General features: G+C 69.9%; 23 protein-coding genes. 15 read left to right on the plus strand and 8 right to left on the minus strand.

What is annotated here, in order from left to right; genetic code table 11:
* Nucleotides 1-59: 59 nt before the first annotated feature.
* Entirely contained in the window at nucleotides 60-713 is a 654-nt protein-coding gene (locus tag ACP7BP_RS09470) for a thymidine kinase (RefSeq protein ID WP_426244342.1), read from the minus strand.
* 43 nt (nucleotides 714-756) lie between these two features.
* Here ACP7BP_RS09470 and ACP7BP_RS09475 point away from each other — a divergent pair, with 43 nt between their 5' ends.
* Nucleotides 757-1,572 (plus strand): sulfurtransferase, encoded by an 816-nt coding sequence (locus ACP7BP_RS09475; protein WP_426244343.1) that lies wholly within the window; start codon nucleotides 757-759, stop codon nucleotides 1,570-1,572.
* A 3-nt stretch (nucleotides 1,573-1,575) separates the two neighbouring features.
* Entirely contained in the window at nucleotides 1,576-2,430 is an 855-nt protein-coding gene (locus ACP7BP_RS09480) for a DUF72 domain-containing protein (RefSeq protein WP_426244344.1), read from the plus strand.
* Here the strand turns inward: ACP7BP_RS09480 and sepH are convergent.
* Nucleotides 2,402-3,391, minus strand: a complete 990-nt coding sequence (sepH, locus tag ACP7BP_RS09485) for a septation protein SepH (RefSeq protein ID WP_426244345.1) — start codon at nucleotides 3,389-3,391, stop codon at nucleotides 2,402-2,404. The genes ACP7BP_RS09480 and sepH overlap by 29 nt on opposite strands.
* 145 nt (nucleotides 3,392-3,536) lie before the next feature.
* Here sepH and ACP7BP_RS09490 point away from each other — a divergent pair, with 145 nt between their 5' ends.
* Entirely contained in the window at nucleotides 3,537-4,178 is a 642-nt protein-coding gene (locus tag ACP7BP_RS09490) for a trimeric intracellular cation channel family protein (RefSeq protein ID WP_426244346.1), read from the plus strand.
* A gap of 21 nt (nucleotides 4,179-4,199) precedes the next feature.
* Here the strand turns inward: ACP7BP_RS09490 and ACP7BP_RS09495 are convergent, their stop codons facing one another.
* Nucleotides 4,200-5,387, minus strand: a complete 1,188-nt coding sequence (locus ACP7BP_RS09495) for an MFS transporter (protein ID WP_426244347.1) — start codon at nucleotides 5,385-5,387, stop codon at nucleotides 4,200-4,202.
* A 66-nt stretch (nucleotides 5,388-5,453) separates the two neighbouring features.
* Here ACP7BP_RS09495 and ACP7BP_RS09500 point away from each other — a divergent pair, with 66 nt between their 5' ends.
* From ACP7BP_RS09500 to ACP7BP_RS09510, 3 genes are all read left to right on the plus strand, one after another.
* Entirely contained in the window at nucleotides 5,454-6,542 is a 1,089-nt protein-coding gene (locus ACP7BP_RS09500; protein WP_426244348.1) for a ferrochelatase, read from the plus strand.
* Nucleotides 6,539-7,381 (plus strand): inositol monophosphatase family protein, encoded by an 843-nt coding sequence (locus ACP7BP_RS09505; RefSeq protein ID WP_426244349.1) that lies wholly within the window; start codon nucleotides 6,539-6,541, stop codon nucleotides 7,379-7,381. The genes ACP7BP_RS09500 and ACP7BP_RS09505 overlap by 4 nt, the downstream gene beginning before the upstream one ends.
* A 138-nt stretch (nucleotides 7,382-7,519) precedes the next feature.
* Entirely contained in the window at nucleotides 7,520-7,810 is a 291-nt protein-coding gene (locus tag ACP7BP_RS09510; protein ID WP_426244350.1) for a DUF4193 domain-containing protein, read from the plus strand.
* Nucleotides 7,811-7,893: 83 nt separating this feature from the next.
* Here the strand turns inward: ACP7BP_RS09510 and ACP7BP_RS09515 are convergent, their stop codons facing one another.
* Together ACP7BP_RS09515 and ACP7BP_RS09520 are read right to left on the minus strand one after the other, a co-directional pair.
* Complete coding sequence (locus ACP7BP_RS09515) at nucleotides 7,894-8,214, minus strand: DUF4235 domain-containing protein (protein ID WP_426244351.1); 321 nt, start codon at nucleotides 8,212-8,214, stop codon at nucleotides 7,894-7,896.
* A 33-nt stretch (nucleotides 8,215-8,247) separates the two neighbouring features.
* Nucleotides 8,248-8,712, minus strand: a complete 465-nt coding sequence (locus tag ACP7BP_RS09520) for a DUF3093 domain-containing protein (RefSeq protein WP_426244352.1) — start codon at nucleotides 8,710-8,712, stop codon at nucleotides 8,248-8,250.
* A 23-nt stretch (nucleotides 8,713-8,735) separates the two neighbouring features.
* Between ACP7BP_RS09520 and dut the strand changes: the two genes are divergently transcribed.
* From dut to ACP7BP_RS09540, 4 genes are read left to right on the plus strand one after another with little or no spacing between them, the layout of a single operon-like run.
* Nucleotides 8,736-9,188 carry a dUTP diphosphatase gene (gene dut / locus ACP7BP_RS09525; protein ID WP_426244353.1) on the plus strand — a complete coding sequence of 151 codons (453 nt, stop codon included), beginning with the start codon at nucleotides 8,736-8,738 and terminating at the stop codon, nucleotides 9,186-9,188.
* Nucleotides 9,189-9,221: 33 nt separating this feature from the next.
* Nucleotides 9,222-9,845: a DUF3710 domain-containing protein gene (locus tag ACP7BP_RS09530; protein ID WP_426244354.1), complete on the plus strand. Its 624-nt coding sequence runs from the start codon at nucleotides 9,222-9,224 to the stop codon at nucleotides 9,843-9,845.
* A 1-nt stretch (nucleotide 9,846) separates the two neighbouring features.
* Nucleotides 9,847-10,209, plus strand: a complete 363-nt coding sequence (locus tag ACP7BP_RS09535) for an OB-fold nucleic acid binding domain-containing protein (RefSeq protein ID WP_426244355.1) — start codon at nucleotides 9,847-9,849, stop codon at nucleotides 10,207-10,209.
* Nucleotides 10,206-10,949: a DUF3159 domain-containing protein gene (locus tag ACP7BP_RS09540; protein WP_426244356.1), complete on the plus strand. Its 744-nt coding sequence runs from the start codon at nucleotides 10,206-10,208 to the stop codon at nucleotides 10,947-10,949. Before ACP7BP_RS09535 ends, ACP7BP_RS09540 begins: the two co-directional genes overlap by 4 nt.
* 95 nt (nucleotides 10,950-11,044) lie before the next feature.
* Here the strand turns inward: ACP7BP_RS09540 and ACP7BP_RS09545 are convergent, their stop codons facing one another.
* Both ACP7BP_RS09545 and ACP7BP_RS09550 read right to left on the minus strand, forming a co-directional pair.
* On the minus strand, nucleotides 11,045-11,710 hold the full coding sequence (locus tag ACP7BP_RS09545; protein WP_426244357.1) for a potassium channel family protein: 666 nt from the start codon (nucleotides 11,708-11,710) through the stop codon (nucleotides 11,045-11,047).
* Nucleotides 11,710-12,372 (minus strand): NAD-binding protein, encoded by a 663-nt coding sequence (locus tag ACP7BP_RS09550; protein WP_426244358.1) that lies wholly within the window; start codon nucleotides 12,370-12,372, stop codon nucleotides 11,710-11,712. The genes ACP7BP_RS09545 and ACP7BP_RS09550 overlap by 1 nt, the downstream gene beginning before the upstream one ends.
* A 71-nt stretch (nucleotides 12,373-12,443) precedes the next feature.
* On the opposite strand from ACP7BP_RS09550, the gene ACP7BP_RS09555 reads away from it, so the two are divergent.
* The 3 genes from ACP7BP_RS09555 (at nucleotide 12,444) to ACP7BP_RS09565 (ending at nucleotide 17,013) form a co-directional block, all read left to right on the plus strand.
* The gene (locus tag ACP7BP_RS09555; protein WP_426244359.1) at nucleotides 12,444-14,495 is read left to right on the plus strand and encodes an APC family permease; all 2,052 of its coding nucleotides are present in this window, start codon (nucleotides 12,444-12,446) and stop codon (nucleotides 14,493-14,495) included.
* Nucleotides 14,492-15,652: a class I SAM-dependent RNA methyltransferase gene (locus ACP7BP_RS09560; RefSeq protein WP_426244360.1), complete on the plus strand. Its 1,161-nt coding sequence runs from the start codon at nucleotides 14,492-14,494 to the stop codon at nucleotides 15,650-15,652. The genes ACP7BP_RS09555 and ACP7BP_RS09560 overlap by 4 nt, the downstream gene beginning before the upstream one ends.
* Nucleotides 15,653-16,056: 404 nt before the next feature.
* Nucleotides 16,057-17,013 (plus strand): DUF389 domain-containing protein, encoded by a 957-nt coding sequence (locus ACP7BP_RS09565; RefSeq protein ID WP_426244361.1) that lies wholly within the window; start codon nucleotides 16,057-16,059, stop codon nucleotides 17,011-17,013.
* A 587-nt stretch (nucleotides 17,014-17,600) separates the two neighbouring features.
* On the opposite strand, the gene ACP7BP_RS09570 is transcribed toward ACP7BP_RS09565, so the two are convergent.
* Nucleotides 17,601-19,355 carry an ABC transporter substrate-binding protein gene (locus ACP7BP_RS09570; protein WP_426244362.1) on the minus strand — a complete coding sequence of 585 codons (1,755 nt, stop codon included), beginning with the start codon at nucleotides 19,353-19,355 and terminating at the stop codon, nucleotides 17,601-17,603.
* Between the two features lie 196 nt (nucleotides 19,356-19,551).
* Here ACP7BP_RS09570 and ACP7BP_RS09575 point away from each other — a divergent pair, with 196 nt between their 5' ends.
* Nucleotides 19,552-20,394: a polysaccharide deacetylase family protein gene (locus ACP7BP_RS09575; protein WP_426244363.1), complete on the plus strand. Its 843-nt coding sequence runs from the start codon at nucleotides 19,552-19,554 to the stop codon at nucleotides 20,392-20,394.
* A gap of 50 nt (nucleotides 20,395-20,444) precedes the next feature.
* Nucleotides 20,445-21,497, plus strand: a complete 1,053-nt coding sequence (locus tag ACP7BP_RS09580; protein ID WP_426244364.1) for a sugar ABC transporter substrate-binding protein — start codon at nucleotides 20,445-20,447, stop codon at nucleotides 21,495-21,497.
* Nucleotides 21,498-21,523: the final 26 nt, after the last annotated feature.

Here is a 21,523-nt window from a genome sequence, read left to right on the forward strand (position 1 = left end):
TTGCAACCCCCGTGAAGCGTCGCGATACCCGGGTACCCGGGGATCACAACCGACCGACCTCACCCGAAAGGCAGCGGCTCCGGCGCCAGGCTGACGGCCTTCGCGCGGGCGGCAGTCAGCCGGCGACGGTGGTGCTGGCGGCAGAGCACCTCGTAGGCCACGTCGGCGGGTGGCTCGTCGACCACGTCGACGTCCCCGACGACGATGACCTCGCCCTCGATGACCATCACGCCGTTCTCGGTGCGGGCGTTGTGGGTGGCCCGCTTGCCGCACCAGCACAGCGCCTCGACCTGCAGCACGTTCATCCGGTCGGCCAGCTCCACGAGCCGGCCCGAGCCGGGAAAGAGCTGGGTGCGGAAGTCGGTGAGGATGCCGAACGCGAAGACGTCGATCTGGAGCTCGTCGACGATGCGGGCGAGCTGGTCGATCTGGGCGACGGAGTAGAACTGGGCCTCGTCGCAGATCAGGTAGTCGATCCGGCCGCCGGCGGTGAGCGACTGGACGACGTAGGTCCAGAAGTCGAAGTCGGCCTCGACCTCGAGCGCCTGGTGGGTGAGGCCGAGGCGGCTGGAGACGCGCGCCTCGCCGGCACGGTCGTGGGTGGTGAAGATCCGGCCGACCCGGCCGCGCGCGGCGTGGTTGTGGTTGGTCTGCAGCGCCAGCGTGCTCTTGCCGGAGTCCATGGTGCCGGTGAAGAAGTGCAGTTCGGCCACGAGGGGTGATCCTTCCACAAGGGCGCTCGGGCAGGATGGCGGCATGACCGCAGGACCCCTCATCTCCGCCGACGAGCTGCGCGCCAGGCTCGCCGACGTCACCGTCCTCGACGTGCGCTACCGGACGGGCGGCCCCGGCGGCCCGGAGGCGTACGCCGAGGGCCACATCCCGGGGGCGGCGTACGTCGACCTGGACCGCGACCTCGCCGCCGCACCCGGCGCCGGCGGCAGGCATCCGCTGCCGGAGCCCGCCGACTTCGTCGCCGCGATGCGCCGGGCCGGGGTCTCGAGCCGCCGTCCGGTGGTCGTGTACGACGACTGGTCGGCGCAGGCGGCCGGCCGGGCGTGGTGGCTGCTGCGCCACCACGGCCACCCGGACGTGCGTGTCCTCGACGGCGCCTGGCCGGCGTGGCTCGCGATCGGTGGAGATGTCGAGACGGGCAGCCCCGCGGTCGAGCCGGGCGACTTCGAGCCCGCGGCCTCACTGGTCGGGCTGGTCGAGCCGGACGGTGTGCTCGACGTGGACGTCCTCGTGGATGCCCGGGCGGCCGAGCGCTTCCGCGGCGAGGTCGAGCCCATCGACCCGGTGGCGGGCCACATCCCCGGGGCCGTCAACGTGCCCACGTCGAGCAACCTCGCCGCCGACGGCCGCTTCCTGAGCCCCGGTGAGCTGGCGGCCACGTATGCGCGGGTCGGCGCGGTGCCGGGCGCGGACGTGGCGGCGTACTGCGGCTCCGGGGTCACCGCCATCCACGACGTGCTCGCCATGGAGGTCGCCGGCATCCGGGCTCGGCTCTACCCGGGCAGCTGGAGCGGCTGGATCACCGACCGGTCCCGACCCGTCGACACGGGTGACTGAGCCATGGGCGAGGTCCGGATCGGCATCTCGGGGTGGACCTACCCCGGCTGGCGGGGCGACTTCTACCCCCGTGGCCTGGTACAGCGACGCGAGCTGGAGTACGCGTCGTCCCGGCTGACGTCGATCGAGATCAACGGCTCGTTCTACTCGCTGCAGCGCCCGTCGTCGTACGCGAGATGGCGCGACGAGACCCCCGACGACTTCGTCTTCGCGGTCAAGGGTGGCCGGTTCATCACCCACCTCAAGCGGCTGCGCGAGACCGATGCGCCGCTCGCCAACTTCTTCGCCTCAGGGGTCTTGGCCCTCGGGCCCAAGCTCGGGCCGGTGCTGTGGCAGCTGCCCGAGACCCTCCAGTACGACGCCGAGACGTGGGACGCCTTCGCCCGGAAGCTGCCGCGCACGACCCGGGCGGCGGCCGAGCTGGCCGGCCGGCACGACGACCGGCTCTCGGGCGACCGAGTGCACGCGGAGACCGACGCGGACCGGCCGATCCGGCACGCGCTGGAGTTCCGGAGCCGCACCTTCGCCTCCGAGGAGGCGCTGGCCCAGCTGGCCGAGCACGACATCGCTTGCGTGCTGGCCGACACCGCGGGCCGGTGGCCCAAGGTCGACCGGGACACCGCGGACTTCCGCTACGTCCGGCTGCACGGGGACAAGGAGCTCTACACCAGCGGCTACACCTCCCGCGCCCTGGACGAGTGGGCCGAGCGCGTGCACGCCTGGTCGGAGACCAGGGACGTCCACGTCTACTTCGACAACGACGCCAAGGGTTTCGCGCCCCACGACGCGGAGGCGCTGATCGAGCGGGTCGAGCGGCTCGGCGGGCTGGTCACTCGGACGGGCCGCCGCCGAACATGATCTCGTCCCAGCTGGGCACCGACGCGCGGCCGCGGGACTTCTTGACCGACCGGCGCGGGGGCTCCTCGGGCCGGTCGTCGTCGTCCGCCGACTCGTCGGTCCCGGAGGGCACAGCCGGCTCAGCGGTCTCCTCGGGCACGCTCACGGTCGCCGGGGTAACCGGAGCGTCGTCGTCGTCTGCCTCGGACTCCGCCTGAGCCCTCATCGCCTGGGTGAGGTCGACGGTCTCGTCGTCGGCAGCCTCATCGGCGGAGACCATCTCGATGGCGTCCTCGCCCAGCGGCAGCTCCTCGGCGGGCACCGCGGAGAGCCGGCGCTTGCGCGGGGCGGCGGGCGCGTCGTCCTCGGACCGGGCCGCGGGCGCCCTCGCCTCAGCCGCCGGGCCCTCGCCGACCAGCCAGCGGGCGTCGTCGTTCTCGACCGTCACGTAGTTGCCGGGCATGTCGAAGGAGAAGGTCGCCTCACCCTGGCGTGAGCGGGCCGCGAAGCAGGCGGTGAGCGTCCAACGACCGTCCTCGCGACGGTAGGCGTCCCACTCGACCGTGCCGGGGTCGACGTTGAGGCCCCGCAGGTGGTCGGAGACGGCGTCGTCGAGGGTGCGACCGCCACCCAGTGAGCCTTCGCCGCTGCGACGGCGTACGGACGACTTCTGGGCGCGCTGTGCCACGTGGGCGCGCTCGTCGAGCACCGGGCCCGCGAAGGTCATGATCTTCTCGACGGTGGTCTGGGCGGCCTGGGCCACGGACTCGGCCGACTCGCCGGCACGGATGCGGGCCTGGATGTCTCGTGGGCGGATTGCGCTGTCCATCTGGATCTCCAACTGGCCGAGTCGTGCGTGTTCCCCCCGCAGGGCGGCCCGGAGCTTGGCGTCGACGGTGAGGGTGTACTCGCCGCCGGCATCGTCGACCAGCAGCAGACGGGCGCGATCCTCGCTCACTCCTGCGAGCGTCAGGTGCACCATGGGGGTCTGCTCCTGCCCAGTCGTGCTGTGTTCCGGTTGGCTGCAGAGCCTACGCCAGCGCACCCCGTGCGCCGAGGCACGCCGAACGGCGCGCCCGAGCAATCTGGGGCGATACCCTCCCGCTGTGCTGCCTACCGTGACCGCGATGGCTGTCGCCGTACCGGAGCCGTCGGCCACCCTGGTGGTCCTGGACCTGGTGGGCATCTTCGTCTTCGCGATCTCCGGGGCCCTGGTGGCGGTCCGCAAGGGGCTCGACCTGTTCGGCGTGCTGGTGCTGGCCGGCACCACCGGACTGGGCGGCGGGTTCCTGCGGGACGTGCTCATCGGCGCGACGCCGCCGGCCGCGTTGGCCGACTGGCGGTACCTGATGGTCCCGGTGACCGCGGGGCTGGTGACCTTCGTCTTCCATCCCGCGCTCGGTCGGCTCGAGCGCGTGGTCAACGTCTTCGACGCGTTCGGGCTGGCTCTCTTCTGCGTGACCGGTGCGCTCAAGGCGATGGCGTACGGGCTGGGACCGGTGCCGGCGGCGCTGATGGGGATGGTCACGGGCATCGGGGGCGGCATGGCCCGCGACGTGCTCGCGGGCCGGGTGCCGATCGTCTTCCGCGGCGAGCTCTACGCGACGCCGGCGCTCGCGGGGGCCTTCATCGCGGTGCTGGGGGAGCGCTACGACCAGCCGACGTACGTCGTGGTGCCGCTGGCCGCGGGCACCTGCCTGGTCTGGCGGCTGCTCGCGATGTGGCGTGACTGGCAGGCCCCGATGCCGGCCGGCCCGGCCAGCGTCTGACCGGCTGACCGTGCCGTCGCGCTACCTCGAGGAGTAGTCGGCGCCGCGCGTCGCCTGGGCGGCGAGTACGGCGACCAGGCCGGCCGCGACCGGCACGGCGTACGCCCAGGCGGCGCCCCGGGCGTCGACCACCAGTCCGGCGAACGTGGCCCCTGGTGCGACGCCGGCGACCAGTGCGGTGTGCATGATGCCCATGCCCTCGGTGAGCCGGGCCGACGGCACCACCTGCTCGGTCAGCATCATCGTCGAGATCATCGTCGGGGCGATCGCCAGGCCGCCGAGCAGCAGGACGGGCGCCATCAGCGCGACCTGCTCGACGAAGGGCAACGGCACCATCGCCGCGAGCATCGCGATCGTGCCGATGCGCAGCCGGGTCTCGAGGCTCGACCTCCAGCGCAGCGCGCCGGTCACGAGCCCGGCCAGCAGGCTGCCGAAGCTCCACACCGCCAGCAGCACGCCCGCGAGCCCCTTCGTGCCCTCCTCCTCCGTGAAGGCCACCGTGGTCACCTCGGCGGCGCCGAACAGCGCACCCAGGGCCAGGCACACGACCGCCACCGGCAGGAGGGCACGCCAGGGCATCCGCGGGCGCGGACCGCTGTCGGGGTCGGGGGAGTGGGGAGGAGGCTGCGTGCCCGTCTGCGCGGCGTAGGCCAGCGTCCCGGCGAGCCCGGTCGCCAGCGCCACGAGCAGCCCCGCCACCGGGTGCCAGAGGGTGGCGAGCAGGGTCACGACGATCGGCCCCACGACGAACACGACCTCGTCGAGCACGGCCTCGAGGGCGTACGCCGTCCCGACCTGGCTGCGGTCGGCCAGCACGTGCGACCAGCGCGCGCGGACCGACGAGCCGACCTGCGGCACGAACGCGCCGGCGACGGCGGCGCACACGTAGGTGGACCAGGCAGGCCAGTCCAGCTCGACAGCCAGCACCAGCGCGCTGAGCGCCACGCCCCAGACCGAGATGCCCACCGCGAGCACCCGGCCCTGTCCGAGCCGGTCGACCAGGGAGCCCTTCACGATCGCCAGCGCGGCGTCGGCGATGACATAGGTGGCCGACAGCAGGCCGGCCAGACCGTAGGAGCCGGTGCGGGCGGTCACGAGCAGCACCACGCCGAGGCCGACCATGGAGATCTGCAGACGTCCGAGCAAGGCGGCGGAGGAGAAGCGGAACGCGCCGGGCACCTGCAGCAGCCGGCCGTAGGAATCGAACATCACTGCGGACCGTAGGCCGAGCGGCCGGTCACCGACCAATCCAGGCTCCCTCCCTACGATGTGGCCATGCCTCCGGACGTCATGCCGTACGACGCACTCCTGCTCCTGTCGTTCGGGGGACCCGAGAAGCCGGACGACGTCCTGCCGTTCCTGGAGACCGTCACCCGCGGCCGCGGCATCCCGCGGGAGCGCCTGGAGGAGGTCGGCGAGCACTACTTCCTCCTCGGCGGACGCTCGCCGATCAACGACCAGAACCGGGCCCTGGTCGCGGCGATCCGCGAGGACCTCGCCGGCGCCGGGATCGAGCTGCCGGTCTACTGGGGCAACCGCAACTGGACGCCGTACCTCGCCGACACGCTGCGCCGGATGACCGACGACGGGGTACGGCGGGCCGCGGTGCTGACGACCTCGGCGTACTCGTCGTACTCCTCGTGCCGGCAGTACCGCGAGAACCTCGCCGACGCCGTGGCCGAGGTGCCGGGGGCGCCCCGGCTCGACCGGCTGCGGCAGTACTTCAACCATCCCGGCTTCGTCGAGCCCGTCGTCGACGCGACGCTGACCGCGCTCGCCGAGCTCCCCGACGCGGTGCGTGAGCAGGCCCGCCTGGTGTTCGTCACGCACTCCATCCCGCTCACGATGGCCGAGACCAGCGGGCCGGCCGGAGACGCCTACGTCGCCCAGCACCGCAGTGTCGCCGCCGAGGTCGTCGAGCGGATGCGCCAGGAGACCGGGCGCCGGCACCCGTCCGACCTCGTCTACTGCTCGCGCTCGGGGCCCCCGCACGTGCCGTGGCTGGAGCCGGACGTCAACGACCACCTCGAGGCGCTGGTCAAGCAGGACGTGCCGGCCGTGGTGCTCGTGCCGGTGGGGTTCGTCTCCGACCACATGGAGGTGATCTACGACCTCGACACCGAGGCGATGGCGACCGCCGAGCGACTCGGTCTGCCGGCCGCTCGGGCGGCCACACCGGGCATCGACCCGCGCTTCGTCGCGATGGTCCGCGACCTGGTCGTGGAGCGGGCCGCCGTCGAGCGGGGCGACGACGCCACCCGGCAGGCGGTGGGATCGATGGGCGCCTGGCCCGAGGTCTGCGCGCCGGGGTGCTGCCCCAACCCCCGGGGTCCGCGGCCCGCTCTCTGTGGGTCGGACGCATGACCGCCCCCGACCCCGCGGGGCTCCGCGACCTCGCCCTCGACGTCGCGCGCCGGGCCGCTGCCCTGGTCGCCGAGCGCCGGGAGGCCGGCGTCGCCGTGGCCGCCACCAAGTCGTCCTCCGTCGACGTCGTCACCGAGGCCGACCGGGCCAGTGAACGGCTGATCCGCAGCCTCCTCCTGGACGCTCGTCCCGACGACGCGATCCTCGGGGAGGAGGGCGACGACCAGCCCGGCACGAGCGGCGTGCGCTGGGTCGTCGACCCGATCGACGGCACCGTCAACTACCTCTACGGCCTCCCCGAGTACGCCGTCTCGATCGCCGCCGAGTGGCAGGGCGAGGTCGTCGCGGGGGTGGTGCTGAACGCCGCCACCGGCGTCGAGTACGCCGCCGCCCGCGGCGCCGGGGCGACGCGTGACGGCGTACCCCTGCGCGTGCGGCCGGTGCCGCCGGTGGCCGAGCGGCTGGTGCTGACGGGCTTCGGCTACGTCGCCGAGGTGCGCGCCCACCAAGCGGCGTGCGTGGCGCGGCTGCTGCCCCGGGTGCGCGACATCCGCCGGATGGGCTCGTGCGCCCTCGACCTGTGCCACGTGGCCGAGGGGAGTGCCGACGGCTACGTCGAGGAGGGTCCGCGGCCCTGGGACTGGTCGGCCGGCAGCCTGGTGGTGACCGAGGCAGGCGGCCGCTTCGACGTGCTGCCGGGAGTCCTCGGCACCCGGATGCCGGGCTGGCCGACCATGACCCTCGTCACAGCCGCGCCGGCCGACGGGTGGGCGGACTTCGTGACCGCTCTGGAGGCGGCCGGGTTCCTTGCCGGGACCGCCTCAGGCACAGGGGAATAGGGTCCCCACACCGGGTGTTCACGCGACACGATCGATGCCGGTGGTGCACCGGGGACTTCCATGGTGCACAATCTGGCGCCGACGGCCAGATGGGACGACGACCGGCTGCACGGCCGTTGGGGAGTGGGACGAGGAAACATGGCGACTGACTACGACGCACCACGCAAGAACGAGGAAGACCAGAGTGAAGAGAGCATCGAGGAGCTGAAGGCTCGTCGTCACGACAAGAACTCCGGCAAGGTCGACGAGGACGAGGCTGAGGCCGCTGAGTCGTTCGAGCTGCCCGGGGCCGACTTGTCGCACGAGGAGCTGGCCGTCGAGGTCAAGCCCAAGCAGGAGGACGAGTTCACCTGCATGAGCTGTTTCCTGGTGCACCACCGTTCGCAGCTCGCGGACGAGAAGAAGATGATCTGCAAGGACTGCATCTGACGCAGTGCTCAGCGTGACCAGGCACCGAGTACGTGACGAGGGCCGCAACCCGATGGGTTGCGGCCCTCGTGCGTCTGGTGCGCTCAGCTCCGCGTCGCCGGCGCCGCGTCCGCGTTCTGGTCGTCCTTGCGCAGGTCGGGCGGCAGGTGCCCGGTCGACCGGGCGTAGTAGTCGGCCGCCTTGCGGGTGGCCAGCATCCGGGCGATGCCGATCGCCGTACCGCTCAGGGCCGCCCAGGCCACCGCCTCCCACAGGCCGACGTCGGGGTCGGCCGGGTTGGCCGGCGGGTTCTTCCCGGTGGCGGCGCGCCACGACGTGTTGAGGGTCTTCTTCGCCACCGCCGCGGCACCCAGGGCCGCGGCGAGCGAGAGCGCCGTCCAGAACTTCGAACCACCAGATGCCATGTGCGTCTCCTCCAGCCGGGATGTCGGCCCAGCCTATGAGATGGGCTCCTGCGAGGTGCTCGCGGCGCCGGTGAGGGCGCCGGCCAGCCGATCCGGGTGGCGGGTGTGCACGAGCCAGTACGGCGTGCGGTCGGCCGGGTCGGTGATCTCGACCCGCACCCCACGCTTGAGGTAGGGCCGCAGCAGCAGGTAGGCGCGGGCGTCGGCCTCTGGGCCGGCGAGCCGGCGGGTGCGGTCGGCGTCGAGGGCGGTCACCTGCCCGAGGTGCCGGATCTCGATGTGCGCCCGGCCGGCACGGAACTGGCCGCCGCCGACGGCCACCCGGGCCGCGCCGTACGCGAGGAAGCCCCAGGCGAGCAGGAGCAGGGCCACGGCGGTGACCACCCACGCCACGATGCCGGGGAGCGCGACGATGACCGCGAGCCACAGGCTCGCCACCAGCATCGTGCCCTGCACCCACCACCGCAGCGGGACGTGCAGGCGTTCGGCGTACTCCACACGACCCAGCCTAGGCTGGGCGAGTGACCGAACTCGAGGTGGCCCTGCTGCGGCTGGACCCCGGACTGCCCCTGCCGTCCTACGCCCATCCCGGTGACGCCGGCGCTGACCTCCACACCACAGTCGACCTGACGCTCGGGCCGGGGGAGCGTGCGCTGGTGCCGACCGGGGTCTCCATAGCGCTGCCCGAGGGGTACGTCGCGCTGGTGCACCCGCGGTCGGGCCTGGCCGCGCGGCACGGCATCTCGATCGTCAACGCCCCCGGCACGGTCGACGCGGGCTACCGCGGCGAGATCAAGGTGATGCTGATCAACCACGACCGGCTCGACACGGTCGAGCTCAGTCGCGGGGACCGGATCGCGCAGCTGGTCATCCAGCGGTACGAGCAGGCTCGGTTCGTCGAGGTCGACGCCCTGCCCGAGTCCACACGTGGCGCGGGGGGCTACGGTTCTACAGGGGGATTCGGTCGGTCCTGACCACCCCGGACAGACGCAGAGCAGGAGTTCGCAGTGAAGTTCCGTCGCAAGGCCGCACCCGAGGACACCACCACCGAGGTGACCGACGACGTGGCCGACCCGTCCGCGTCCGCGGAGTCGGGTCCGTTCGACGCGGACGCGCTCGCCGACTCCGTCGAGCGGGTCGATCTCGGCTCGCTGCTCATCGCACCCTCGGAAGGTCGCGAGCTGCGGCTCCAGGTCGATGAGACGACCGGGAAGGTGGCCGCGGTCCTGCTGGCCTCCGAGGACGGCGCCATGGAGCTCCAGGCCTTCTCCGCGCCGCGAGGCGGGGACCTGTGGAGCGAGGTCCGCCCGCAGATCGCCGCCGACATCACCCAGCGCGGCGGCCAGGTGGCCGAGCGCGAGGGCCGGTTCGGCACCGAGCTCCTCTGCCAGCTGCCCGTCAAGCGCGCCGACGGCACCTCCGCCGTCCAGCCGTCGCGGATCGTCGGCTTCAACGGCTCCCGCTGGATGCTGCGGGCCTCGTTCCTCGGCCGCCCGGCGGTCGAGCCCGACACCGCAGGCGGGTGGGAGGACGCCCTCGCGCAGGTCGCCGTACGCCGTGGCCAGCAGGCCATGCCCGTGGGCCAGCCGTTGCCCGTGACCCTGCCCGAGAACGCCCGCAAGGTCCCCTGACGTGCCCGAGAGGAACCGGCTGCGCAGAACCATCAGCCGTTGGGCCAACAGCTCCGACCAGGAGCTGCGGCAGCTGCGGGAGACCCACGTGCACGAGGGTCACCTCTCGATCGCCGAGGCCCCCGACCGCGAGCGGGTGCGGCTGCGCGGCACGCTCCGCACGGTCACCTTGCGCCCGCGCGGCGGCGTACCCGCCCTGGAGGCCGACCTCGACGACGGGTCAGGCACGATCACCGTCGTCTGGCTCGGCCGGCGCCGGATCGCCGGCATCGAGGCCGGCCGCTCGATCGGCGTCGAGGGACGCATCGGCGCCCACGACGGTCGCCGGATGATCTACAACCCCCGCTACGAGCTGCTGCCATGACCGACCAGCACCCCCCTCCGCCTCCCACCGGGACCGCGTCGGTCGACACCGTCGAGGCCGTCGTACGCCGTCAGCTGTCGCGGGCCCTGGGCGGCCGGCGCGGCATGGTCGAGGCCGCCGTGCCGACGATCCTCTTCACGGTGATGTGGCTCACGACCAAGGAGCTGCGGCTGGCTCTCTACGTCAGCATCGCGGCCGCGGGAGCGCTGCTCGTGGTGCGGCTGGTGCAGCGCTCGACCGTGCAGTTCTGCGTCAACGCGCTGATCGGGATCGGCATCGGGTGGTTCTTCGTGCAGCGATCCGCGGCGTCCGGCGGCAGCGCCGAGGACCAGGCGCTGGCCTACTTCCTGCCCGGCATCATCTACAACTCGGCGTACGCCGTCGTCCTGTCGCTCACCTGCCTGGTCGGCTGGCCGCTCGTCGGCTTCATGGTCGGCTCGGTCGCCGGCGACCCGACGGCCTGGCACCGCAACCGTCAGGTGGTGCGGCTCTGCACCGCGCTGACCTGGATGCTGGCCGTGCCGTGCGCGCTGCGGGTCGCCGTACAGGCGCCGGTCTGGCTGGCCGGCAAGTCGGCGTCGCTGGACCCCGACACCGCCGTCGCGCTGCTCGGCGTGCTCAAGATCGGGCTGGGCTGGCCGCTGCAGCTCGCGACCCTGGGCGGCATGGTGTGGCTGCTGGCGCGCAACCACACGCCGCTCGAGGACGTCACGCCGATCACGCCGGTGGACCCGGCCTGAGCTTCGCCGGCTCTCCTCGCGCTCTGCCGGCGTTGCAACGCCGGCGAACCGTGGTGATCCCCGGATATCCGGGGATCACGACCAGCCGGCCAGCCTCAGTGCTGGCTCGGCGCCAGGATGCTCTCGAGCTCCTGCTCGACGTCGGCGGCGACCACGAACAACAGCTCGTCACCGGCCTCGACGGGCTGCTCGGCGTCGGGGGTGTAGACCTGCCCGTCGCGCAGGATCGTGACGAGCGAGCAGTTCTCGGGGAAGGGGATCAGGCCCGCAGGCTTGCCGACGTACGGCGAGTCCTCGGGCAGCGTCATCTCGACCAGGTTGGCGTTGCCGCGGCGGAACGTGAACAGCCGCACCAGGTCGCCGACCGTCACCGCCTCCTCGACGAGCGCCGACATGATGCGCGGGGTCGACACGTTGACGTCGACGCCCCAGGCCTCGGTGAAGAGCCACTCGTTGTTGGGGTGGTTGACCCGGCCGACCGTGCGGGGTACGCCGAACTCGGTCTTGGCCAGCAGCGAGGTGACCAGGTTGGCCTTGTCGTCGCCGGTGGCGGCGATCACGACGTCGCACCGGTCGAGACGGGCCTCCTCGAGCGACGAGAGCTCGCACGAGTCGGCCAGCAGCCACTCGGCGTTGGCCACCCGCTCCGGCTTGAGCGCAGCGGGGTTCTTGTCGATCAGCAGGACGTCGTGGCCGTTGTCGATGAGCTCCCGGGCGATGGAGCGCCCGACGGCGCCCGCTCCGGCGATGGCGACGCGCATCAGTTCTCCTCGGGGCCGGACTCGAACACGGAGTAGGCGTGCGCCGCGTGCTCCTCGCGCATCACGAGGTGCAGCAGGTCGCCCTCCTGGATGACGGTCTCACGCTGCGGCAGCATGCCCTCGCCCAGCCGGTCGATCCACGCGATCCGGCAGCGGGTCTGCTCCTGGAAGTGGACGGTGCGCTGACCGACCCACACCTCCGAGACCGGGACCTGGTCGACCCGGATGGTCCCCGAGGGGTCGCGGAAGTCGGGCTCGGCGCCGGCGGGGAGGATCCGGCGCAGCACCTGGTCGGCGGTCCACTTGACCGTGGCCACCGTCGTGATGCCGAGGCGCTGGTAGACCTCGGCCCGGCCCGGGTCGTAGATCCGGGCGACGACCTGCTGGATGCCGAAGGTCTCCCGCGCCACCCGGGCGGCGATGATGTTGGAGTTGTCTCCGCTCGAGACGGCCGCGAACGCGTCGGCACGTCGGATGCCGGCCTTCTCCAGGACCTCCTGGTCGAAGCCGTAGCCCGTCACCTTGTCGCCGTTGAACCAGGGCCCGAGGCGCCGGAAGGCATCGGGATCGCTGTCGATGACGGAGACAGTGTGGTTCCGGTCCTCGAGGGAGCGGGCGAGGGTCGAACCGACCCGGCCGCAGCCCATGATCACGACATGCACGCGGCAAACCTATCCCAGTTGGCGCACGCGGTTGCCGTGGTGAGGCCGGTGAGGGTCTAGCCTTCACGCTCGTGGGTGTCGGAGACGTTTCCAAGCGCATCCTGCTCGGCCGCAAGCTGCGCAGCTCCCAGCTGGGGGAGACGTTGCTGCCGAAGCGGATCGCGCTTCCAGTGTTTGCCAGCGATGCGCTCTCGTCGGTTGCCTACGCACCCGACGAGATCTTCATCATGCTGTCGATCGCGGGCGCCTCGGCCTACGCCTTCTCCTGGAAGATCGGCATCGCCGTGGCGCTCGTCATGCTCGCGGTGGTCGCCTCCTACCGGCAGACCGTGCACGCCTACCCGAGCGGCGGCGGTGACTACGAGGTGGCGACGAAGAACCTCGGCACCACCGCCGGCATCACCGTCGGCAGCGCGCTGCTCGTCGACTACGTGCTGACGGTGGCCGTGTCGATCTCATCGGGAGCGCAGTACGCCGCGTCCGCCCTGCCGTTCCTCTCGGGCCACGAGGCCACGTTCGGCTCGTTGATGGTGCTGGTCCTGATGGCGATGAACCTGCGTGGCATCCGGGAGTCGGGCACGTTCTTCGCCGTCCCGACCTATCTCTTCATGGTCGCGATCCTCGGCATGTGCGGCTACGGGCTGCTCCGGCTGCTGACCGGGTCGCTGCCGCAGGTCGAGAGCGCAGACCTCAGGATGGACGCCGCGCCCGGCTTCGAGGGACCGCTGACCACGTTCGCGCTGCTCTTCCTCCTGGCGCGCGCCTTCTCCTCCGGCTGTGCCGCGCTGACCGGCGTCGAGGCCATCTCCAACGGGGTGCCCGCGTTCCGCAAGCCCAAGAGCAAGAACGCCGCGACGACGCTGTTCCTGCTCGGCCTGATCGCCATCTCGATGATGATGAGCGTCATCGTGCTGGCCAAGCAGATGGGCCTCAAGTACGTCGACCCGCACGATCTGGACCGGCTGACGAACGCCGACGGCAGCCCGCTCCCGGCCGGCTACGACCAGCACACGGTCATCGCCCAGATCGCCCGTGGCGTCTTCGACGACTTCTCGCCCGGCTTCTACCTGGTGGTCACGGTGACGGGCGTCATCCTGGTGCTCGCCGCCAACACGGCGTTCAACGGCTTCCCCGTGCTCGGCTCCATCCTCGCCGAGGACGGCTACGCGCCGCGCTCGCTCAGCTCCCGCGGCGACCGGCTGGCCTACAGCAACGGCATCGTCTTCCTCGCCGTGATGGCGATCGCGCTGATCGTGGCGTTCGACGCCGAGACGACCCGGCTCATCCAGCTCTACATCGTCGGCGTCTTCGTGTCGTTCAACCTCAGTCAGCTCGGCATGATCCGGCACTGGACCCGGCACCTGCGGTCGACCAAGGACCCGGGCGCGCGCCGGCGGATGCAGCGCTCACGACTCATCAACGCGGTGGGGCTCTCGTTCACCGGTGTCGTGCTGGTCGTCGTCCTGATCACCAAGTTCACGCACGGCGCCTGGATCACCATCTTGGCGATGATCATCTTCTTCATGATCATGAAGGGCATCCACTCGCACTACGACCGGGTCGCGCTCGAGCTGGCTGCCGACGAGCAGGACAAGGTGATGCCCACCCGGGTCCACGCCATCGTGCTCACCTCGAAGCTGCACAAGCCGACGCTGCGTGCCCTGGCCTTCGCGAAGGCGACCCGCCCCAACGTGCTGGAGGCGGTGTACGTCGACATCGACTCCGTCGCGACCAACCGCCTGCTCGAGGAGTGGGACGAGCGTCGGCTCGACGTCCCCCTCAAGGTCCTCCACTCGCCCTATCGCGAGGTGGTGCGGCCGATCGTGGAGTACGCCATGGAGATCAGGCGCGCCAGCCCGCGCGGTGTCGTGGCCGTCTACATCCCGGAGTACGTCGTGGGCCGCTGGTGGGAGCAGCTCCTGCACAACCAGACGGCGCTGCGCCTCAAGGGCCGGCTGCTCTTCGCCCCGGGCGTGATGGTCATCTCCGTGCCCTACCAGCTGCGCTCGTCGCAGATCGCTCGAGCGCGCGAGATGCGCGGCGACGAGCGGGTCAAGGCCGGCGACCTGCGTCGCGGTCGCGTCACCCGATCGTCGTCGTCGAAGGGACAGATCCAGAGATGAGTCGCGGACAGCAGCGCCGCCCCCGCCGTCGTACCCCGCGTGGCGAGTCCCGTGTCGGGCAGCGCTTCGAGGCCGAGGTCGGGCCGGTCGCGCACGGTGGTCACTGCATCGTGCGCCTCCCCGAGCCGGAGTCCCGGGTGGTCTTCACCCGGCACACGATCCCGGGTGAGCGCGTGGTCGTCGAGATCACCGAGGGCACCGACGGCGACCGCTTCTGGCGCGGCGACGCCGTCGAGGTGCTCCAGCCGGCACCGGGCCGGGTGATCGCGCCGTGCCCGGTGGCCGGGCCCGGACTGTGCGGCGGGTGCGACTTCCAGCACGTCGCGCTGCCTGCCCAGCGCGAGCTCAAGACGGCGGTCGTACGCGAGCAGCTCGTGCGGCTGGCCCGCCTCGATCCCGACCACCCGCTGGTGGCCGGGCTCGTCGTGGAGCAGGTGCCGGGCGACGTCGAGGGCCTGCGCTGGCGCACGCGCACCCAGTTCGTCACGACCCCCGACGGGCGACGCGGGCTCCGCAAGCACCGCTCCCACGACGTGGTGCCCGTCGAGGACTGCCTGATCACGCTGGAGGACACGCCCACCCCCACGACGCGGATGGTCACGGCCGCCGGTCGCTCCCACGAGTTCAGCCTCGCCGACGACGGCTTCTGGCAGGTCCACCCGGGCGCCCCGACGGTCCTGGTCGAGACCGTGGTCGAGCAGCTCGACCCGCAGCCGGGGGAGTCGGTGCTCGACCTGTACTCCGGCGTCGGCCTCTTCGCCAGGTTCCTGGGCGACCGGGTCGGGACGGACGCGCGCATCGTCGCGGTCGAGGGCGATGCGGAGGCCACCCGGCACGCCCAGCTCAACCTCGGCGGCTTCGAACGGGCCAAGGCCCAGGCGGGCACGGTCGACCGCGTCCTTGCCACGTCGTACGACGAGCCCTTCGACCTGGTGGTGCTGGACCCGCCTCGCGAGGGCGCCCGCGCCGAGGTTGTCAGGCAGATCGCCGACCGGGCTCCCCGCGCGGTGTCCTACGTCGCGTGCGACCCGGCGGCGCTGTCCCGCGACCTCGCGACCTTCGCCGAGCACGGCTACCGGCTCGAGGCGCTGCAGGCCTTCGACCTGTTCCCGATGACTCACCACGTGGAGTGCGTCGCGCTGTTGCGGCGGTCCTGACCTGCGGTGACGCGATCCCACCCGATTCTGGGCTTGGGGAAGCCGCGCCCAGGCGTCGCGAGCGAGACGTCGGTGTTCTTGGAGGTCGAGGTCAAACGACGCGAGCGACTTCTCCACCCACGTCGAGGTCATTGCCGCCCGGGTCGGCCATCACCGGGTGCTCCGGGCCACCGGCCCCAGTGTCCCCAACGCGTTGGCGGCTGTCCTGCTCGCGGTCAGCGAACAGGACCACGTGCCCTCCCACATCTACTTCGGATGGTCGGAAAGGGGGCCGGGCGAGAACGAGCTCCGCTTCCTGTTCGTCGGCGAGGGCGACGTCCCCCCGCTGACCCACGAGATCCTCCGCCGAGCCGAACCCGACCCTGCCCAACGCCCCGTCGTCCACGTGAGAGGCTGACTCTCCTATGCAGCACCTGCGAATCGCCTCACCTGCTCACCTGACCGACGAGGTAGTCGCCCTGTTCAGCGGTGACCCGGCCGTGAGTCATCTGGCGGTTCTGCGCGGTGCCTCGCTGGAGCCCGAAGGGGACATCGTCCTGGCCGACGTGGCACGGGAGGCCACCAACGAGCACGTCGACCGCCTCATTGCCCTCGGCATCCCCGAGCAGGGCACCATCCACATCGAACCGGTCACCACCTGGATGTCGCGTGCGGGGTTCGACGCCGAACGGCACACCCCTGGCTCCAGCGCCGATGCGGTGGTGTGGGCCGATGTCACCCAGCGCGCCTACGAGGAGACCGAGCTCAACTGGACCTACCTGTCCTTCATGACGCTGGCCACCCTCTTGGCCAGCATCGCCATCATCGTGGACTCTCAGGTCCTGGTCATCGGCGCCATGGTCTTGGGACCCGAGTTCGTGGCCATCGCGGCCCTGGGGCTGGCGCTGGTTCGGCGTCGCGGCCACCTGTTCGCCCTGGCAGGCCGCACGCTTCTCGTCGGGTTCGGCGTGGCGATCACCTTCACCACCATCGCCGCGGTCGCGGCCCGGGCACTCGGCTGGGTCGTGTCCGAGGACGTGACTGGGCAGCGGCCCGGCACCGACTTCATCTACTCACCCGACAAGTGGTCCTTCATCGTCGCCCTCATCGCCGCGGCCGCCGGCGTGCTGTCCCTGACCAGCGCGAAGGTGGGCGGACTGTCCGGGGTGTTCATCTCCGTCACCACTGTCCCCGCCGCAGGCAACGTCGCCCTCGGCATCGCCTTCGCCGCCTGGGGCGAAGTCACGGGAAGCGTCATCCAGCTGGCCCTCAATATCTCCGGGATGATCCTCGCCGGATGGGCCACACTTGCTCTCCAACACCTGGTGTGGAACCGCAAAGCACATGACCGCCAACGGCTCCTGAACCGAGGCGACGAATGAACATGGATGACGGCGAGTACACCGACGGGCGGGCCCGGCGCGGCCGGGAGGCGCTGTTGTCCTTCTCGTGGTCCTCCTCGGTGGCCCTATTGTCATCGCCGTCGAGGACCGACTCCTGCATCTCGAACCCACCCTCGGCAACGTTCTTCGCCGCACCATCGGAGTCGGCTCTGGATGCGAGCGGCGTCCCCGTTCGCGGCCATCAGCACGGTTGAGCGTCGGTTGGGTCGGGCCATCGGTGGTGCTGATGGCACAGGACGGTGAAGCCAGCCTCCGTCAGGTCGGCGCTTGCTTGATGGCGCTCGGTCACCGACGTGGAGGTGTGCGGCCGAGCTGATGGGTGTCGAGAGACTCCCAGCGTCAAGGCAAGCCCACACCTGATCGTATGGGGCCGAATCAGCGTTCGGCTGCCACCTCGTTCAGAGGCGACAACCGGTTGGAACACAGCATGGCGGCGCCAGCAATCCCACAGCTCGGACCGCCTCCGGGCGACCGGCGGGACGGCGCACTCCGTCGGGCGCATCAGGACAACTCGGGCCATGGTCACCCGATGGCATCACGTCAACGACTCCCCTCAGCTGGCCGCCTCACATCCATCCTGGCAACTCGAAGGTGCCTTCGGTGTAGGGGGCCGGCGAGACGATGCGGTGACGACCTCGCTGGATCTGATAGATCAGGTGCGCTTGGCCGAGGGAGGGATCCATCGTCGAATCAGGATAGGAAAGACCAGCTTGACCAGGCTGGCCCAGCCAGTAAGACCCGTTGACCCCGCGGTGCATGACCGCACGAATCTCCTCGGAGACCGCTTCGAAGTCGCGCGGATCCGGGGCGCGAGCCCACGCGGCTGCAAGGATATTGACGCGGTCGTAGGAGATCCCGGCGTGTGATCTGCCGGGGGCAACTCCGAACGCCGCTCTATAACGTTCGGCGAAGAGCTGTGCTGGGGTGTCCGAGTAAGTGCCGGAGACCGTGGCCCACAGCAGTCCCTCCGCGGAATCCCCGACCCGGGCGCGGAACTCCGGCACGGAGGGGGCGTACAGCGAGTACAGCAGGGTCGGCGGCGGATCGGGTTGGAGGAAACGGAGCACGAAGGTCGAGCTCGCGGAGACGAAGTAGTCGCCGATCAGGACGGCTGAAGGAGGGTCAGTTCTCATCTTTTCGGCCGCTGTCGTCCAGTCCGAGATGTTGTCCCCCAGGGGCGAGGTTGCGAAGTCCCAGCCGGCTCGATCTGCCGACGCTGCCGCTTGCGCCAACCCGAGATCGATCAGCGGCCACGTTGGTGTCAGTACGCGGAGCGTGTTCGAGGGAAACTGGACAGCCCCGGTGTCTCGCAACTCGGTCATGTACTTCACGAACCTGGGTGCGTAGTGCACGTCACCGGGGCATACCTGGAAGATTCTCCGGTAGCTCGGCTCCTCCGCCACTCTTCTGACCATCTCGGAAAGAGTGGCGGCGTTCAGGTAGGGCCTGCCGTACTCGGCCGCCCATTCATGGGCGAGGTCTTGATGACCTAGGTATCCCGAGGTGACCGCTTCAACCTCTGCCTCAGCCAGCACGTCGAACGCTGGTCGAATGGTGGCAGGATCTAGGTGGTCGACCTTCGACACCACCAGTTCGATCGGTCGCATGTTGACCCCACCACGCGCATTGATCTCATCGATCGCCAATTGGGCGCCGCGGAGCATCTCCAAACCGTCATCTGCCGTCTCTCCCAGTAGGGGCAGTGCGGCGCCGAGGCGTAGCGGCCGTCGCACAAGCCGTCGGCGGCTGTTCGGCTTCTTCGGGACTCCGGGACGAGATTCGGGTGAGAGCGCCTGCCCCAGGGAGAGTCGCTCGAAGCCGTCCAGGCCGCCCGGCGGCGGGACGATGAGGAGCCCCTCGTCGAGTGCGATCGTGGCCGCGGCTGTGCGACTGGCGACGGCCATCTTGACCAGGATGTGGTCCACGTGAGTGGCGACTGTCCGAACGCCGATCGTCAGGCGATCGGCGATGCCGGTGTTCTTGAGCCCCGCCACCAGGAGAGTGAGCACCTCGAGCTCTCGCTGCGTCATGTCGTACGGAAGCGCGTCCAACGATTCCAGGCTCACTGTGAAGCGCGCTGTGGACCCCACCTTGAAGTCCAACTGGACGTCGACTCGGTATGCCTCGCTCCGCCCGGGCCCGGGCCACAAGAAGCTGACATTGGGCCGGGCAGTCCCGCGCGCCCAACGGATTGCTGCTTGGAGAGCAGGGGTGTCGACGAGCGCCCCGTCAAGTCGGTCGTCGCCACGGATCGACGTCGTTCCAGATTCCTCGACGACAACGGAGAACGTGAAGGACTCGGGAATCGCACGTAGCGACACGGTGTCCCATCCCTCTCTGCCGATCCGTCGCCGGATGCGCACAGCAGCCCCACCCCGTCCACACAGTCTACGTGAGCCGCGTCACGGGGTCCGCAATTGTGCGGACGCGAGCGGGGGTGGTGGGCCCCTAGCGTGACCCGACAGCGGCGACCCGGACAGCGACCCCCGCGCCGCGCCACATCACTGGGAGGAAGTAATGAGCCTGCATCTGCCCGAGGGAAAGAAGTTGGCAGTCAACATCGGCGCCGACTTCGACGCACATTCGGTCTGGATGGGGACCTTCGGACTCACCAGCCCCAGCTACCTCTCACGAGGCGAGTTCGGAGCAGAGGTCGGCGTACCCCGGCTTCTCGCGTTGTTCGACCGATATGGGGTAACCGGCACCTGGTGCACTCCAACCCACTCCATGGAGACTTTTCCGGACGCCTTCAACAAGATCCTGGAGGCTGGTCAAGAAGTCGCCGCTCACGGGTGCTTTCACGAGGGTGTCCCGAAGCTTGACCACGACGAGGAGCGACGCCTCATGGAGCGTCAGCTCGAGCAGCATGAAGCCCTCGTGGGTAAGCGACCGCGGGGCTACCGGTCGCCGGCTTGGGACTTCACCGAGCACACCCTCGCAATCCTGGAGGAGTTCGGATTCGAATGGGACTCCTCCTTGATGGGCCGCGACTTCGAGCCATACCACCCGCGGCCCGTCGAGGTTCGGTGGGAGGAAGGCAGTGCGTTCGGCGATCCCAGCCCCCTTCTTGAGTTCCCAGTCTCCTGGTACCTCGATGACTTCCCGGCCGCTGAGTACATCCCCGGCGTGAACGAGGGCCTGGGGTCAACCGAGGTCATGTTCCAACGGTGGAGGGACCATTTCGACTATGCCTACGAGCACGTGAACGGTGGGGTGCTTGCACTCACGGTTCATCCGCAGACGATCGGCCGGGCCCATCACATGATCATGTTCGAGAAGCTCATCGACTACATGGCTGGTCACGAGGGCACGTGGTTCGCGCCTCTGAGCGACATCTATGACACATGGCAAGACGACTAACCGTCCTCATGTCGCCGAAACTGCCCCTGCAAACGAAAAGGAAGCGCTTGATGAAACTGAATAGGATCAGCACCGCGGTGGTCTTGGCGACTTTGCTTGCCCTCGGAGCCTGCAGCACTGCTGAGGAGGTGCGCTCAGGAAACGACGAAGGCTCGCAATCGCGCGCAGAGGAGATTGCCGCCGAGCTCGAGCCGAGTGACCTCAAGATCGCCTTCTTCTCTTCGGCGACGAACAACACATACCTTCAAGCTGGCATCGACGGTGTTAAGCAGGCAGCGGACGAAATCGGAGCGTCTGTGGATGTCTTCGACGGCAAGTTCGATGCCCAAGTCCAGTTCGACCAAATTCAGAGCGCATTGACGAGCGGCAAGTACAACGCCTTCGTTGTCGAGGCAAACGACGGCAACCTCCTGTGCGACATTCTCACGCAGGACGCCCCCAAGCAGGGCGTTCTCGTGTCGACCATGAATCAGCCGATCTGCGGCCGAGCGACGAACGCAGGAGACGAGCTCTGGGAGCCTGGGACCGTCACGTTCGTCGGCGGTCAGACGCTCGACGTCTACCAGGCGTGGATTGAGAGCATCATGTCTGACAACCCTGACGGCGGTCAGGTGGCCGTGATCTCCGGCCCAGACCTCGGCGCTAACACCATCAACTTGAACGAGGCACTCGGCACCATGGAAGAGGATCCCTCGTTCGAGATCGTCGCCAACCAGAAGACGGACTACTCGACCCCTCAGGGTTTCGACGCCGCACAGACGATTCTCCAAGCGAACAAGAATCTGGACATCATCATCTCCAACTATTCAGGCATGACACAGGGTGTGGTTGAGGCCGTCAAGGCCGGCAACCGTCTCAACGACGTCAGGGTCTACGACATGGGCGGAGACAAGTGGGCGATCGACGCGGTCAAGCGCGGTGACCTTGCCCAGTCGGTCATCTTCCTTCCAGAGCTCGAGGGCTATACCAGTGTCAAGGCGATCGGTGACTTCGTCACAGGGAAAGAGGTCGAGAAGTTCATCAACCTCACGGAGTCGGACACGCTGCCCGGCACGCCGTTCGTGAGTAAGGACAACTTCGACCAGTTCGATCCCGAGTACTGATTCCCGGCGTCGAGACGAGGAACTGA

The sequence above is a fragment of the Nocardioides sp. LHG3406-4 genome (assembly GCF_049897745.1).
Lineage (GTDB): Bacteria > Actinomycetota > Actinomycetes > Propionibacteriales > Nocardioidaceae > Nocardioides.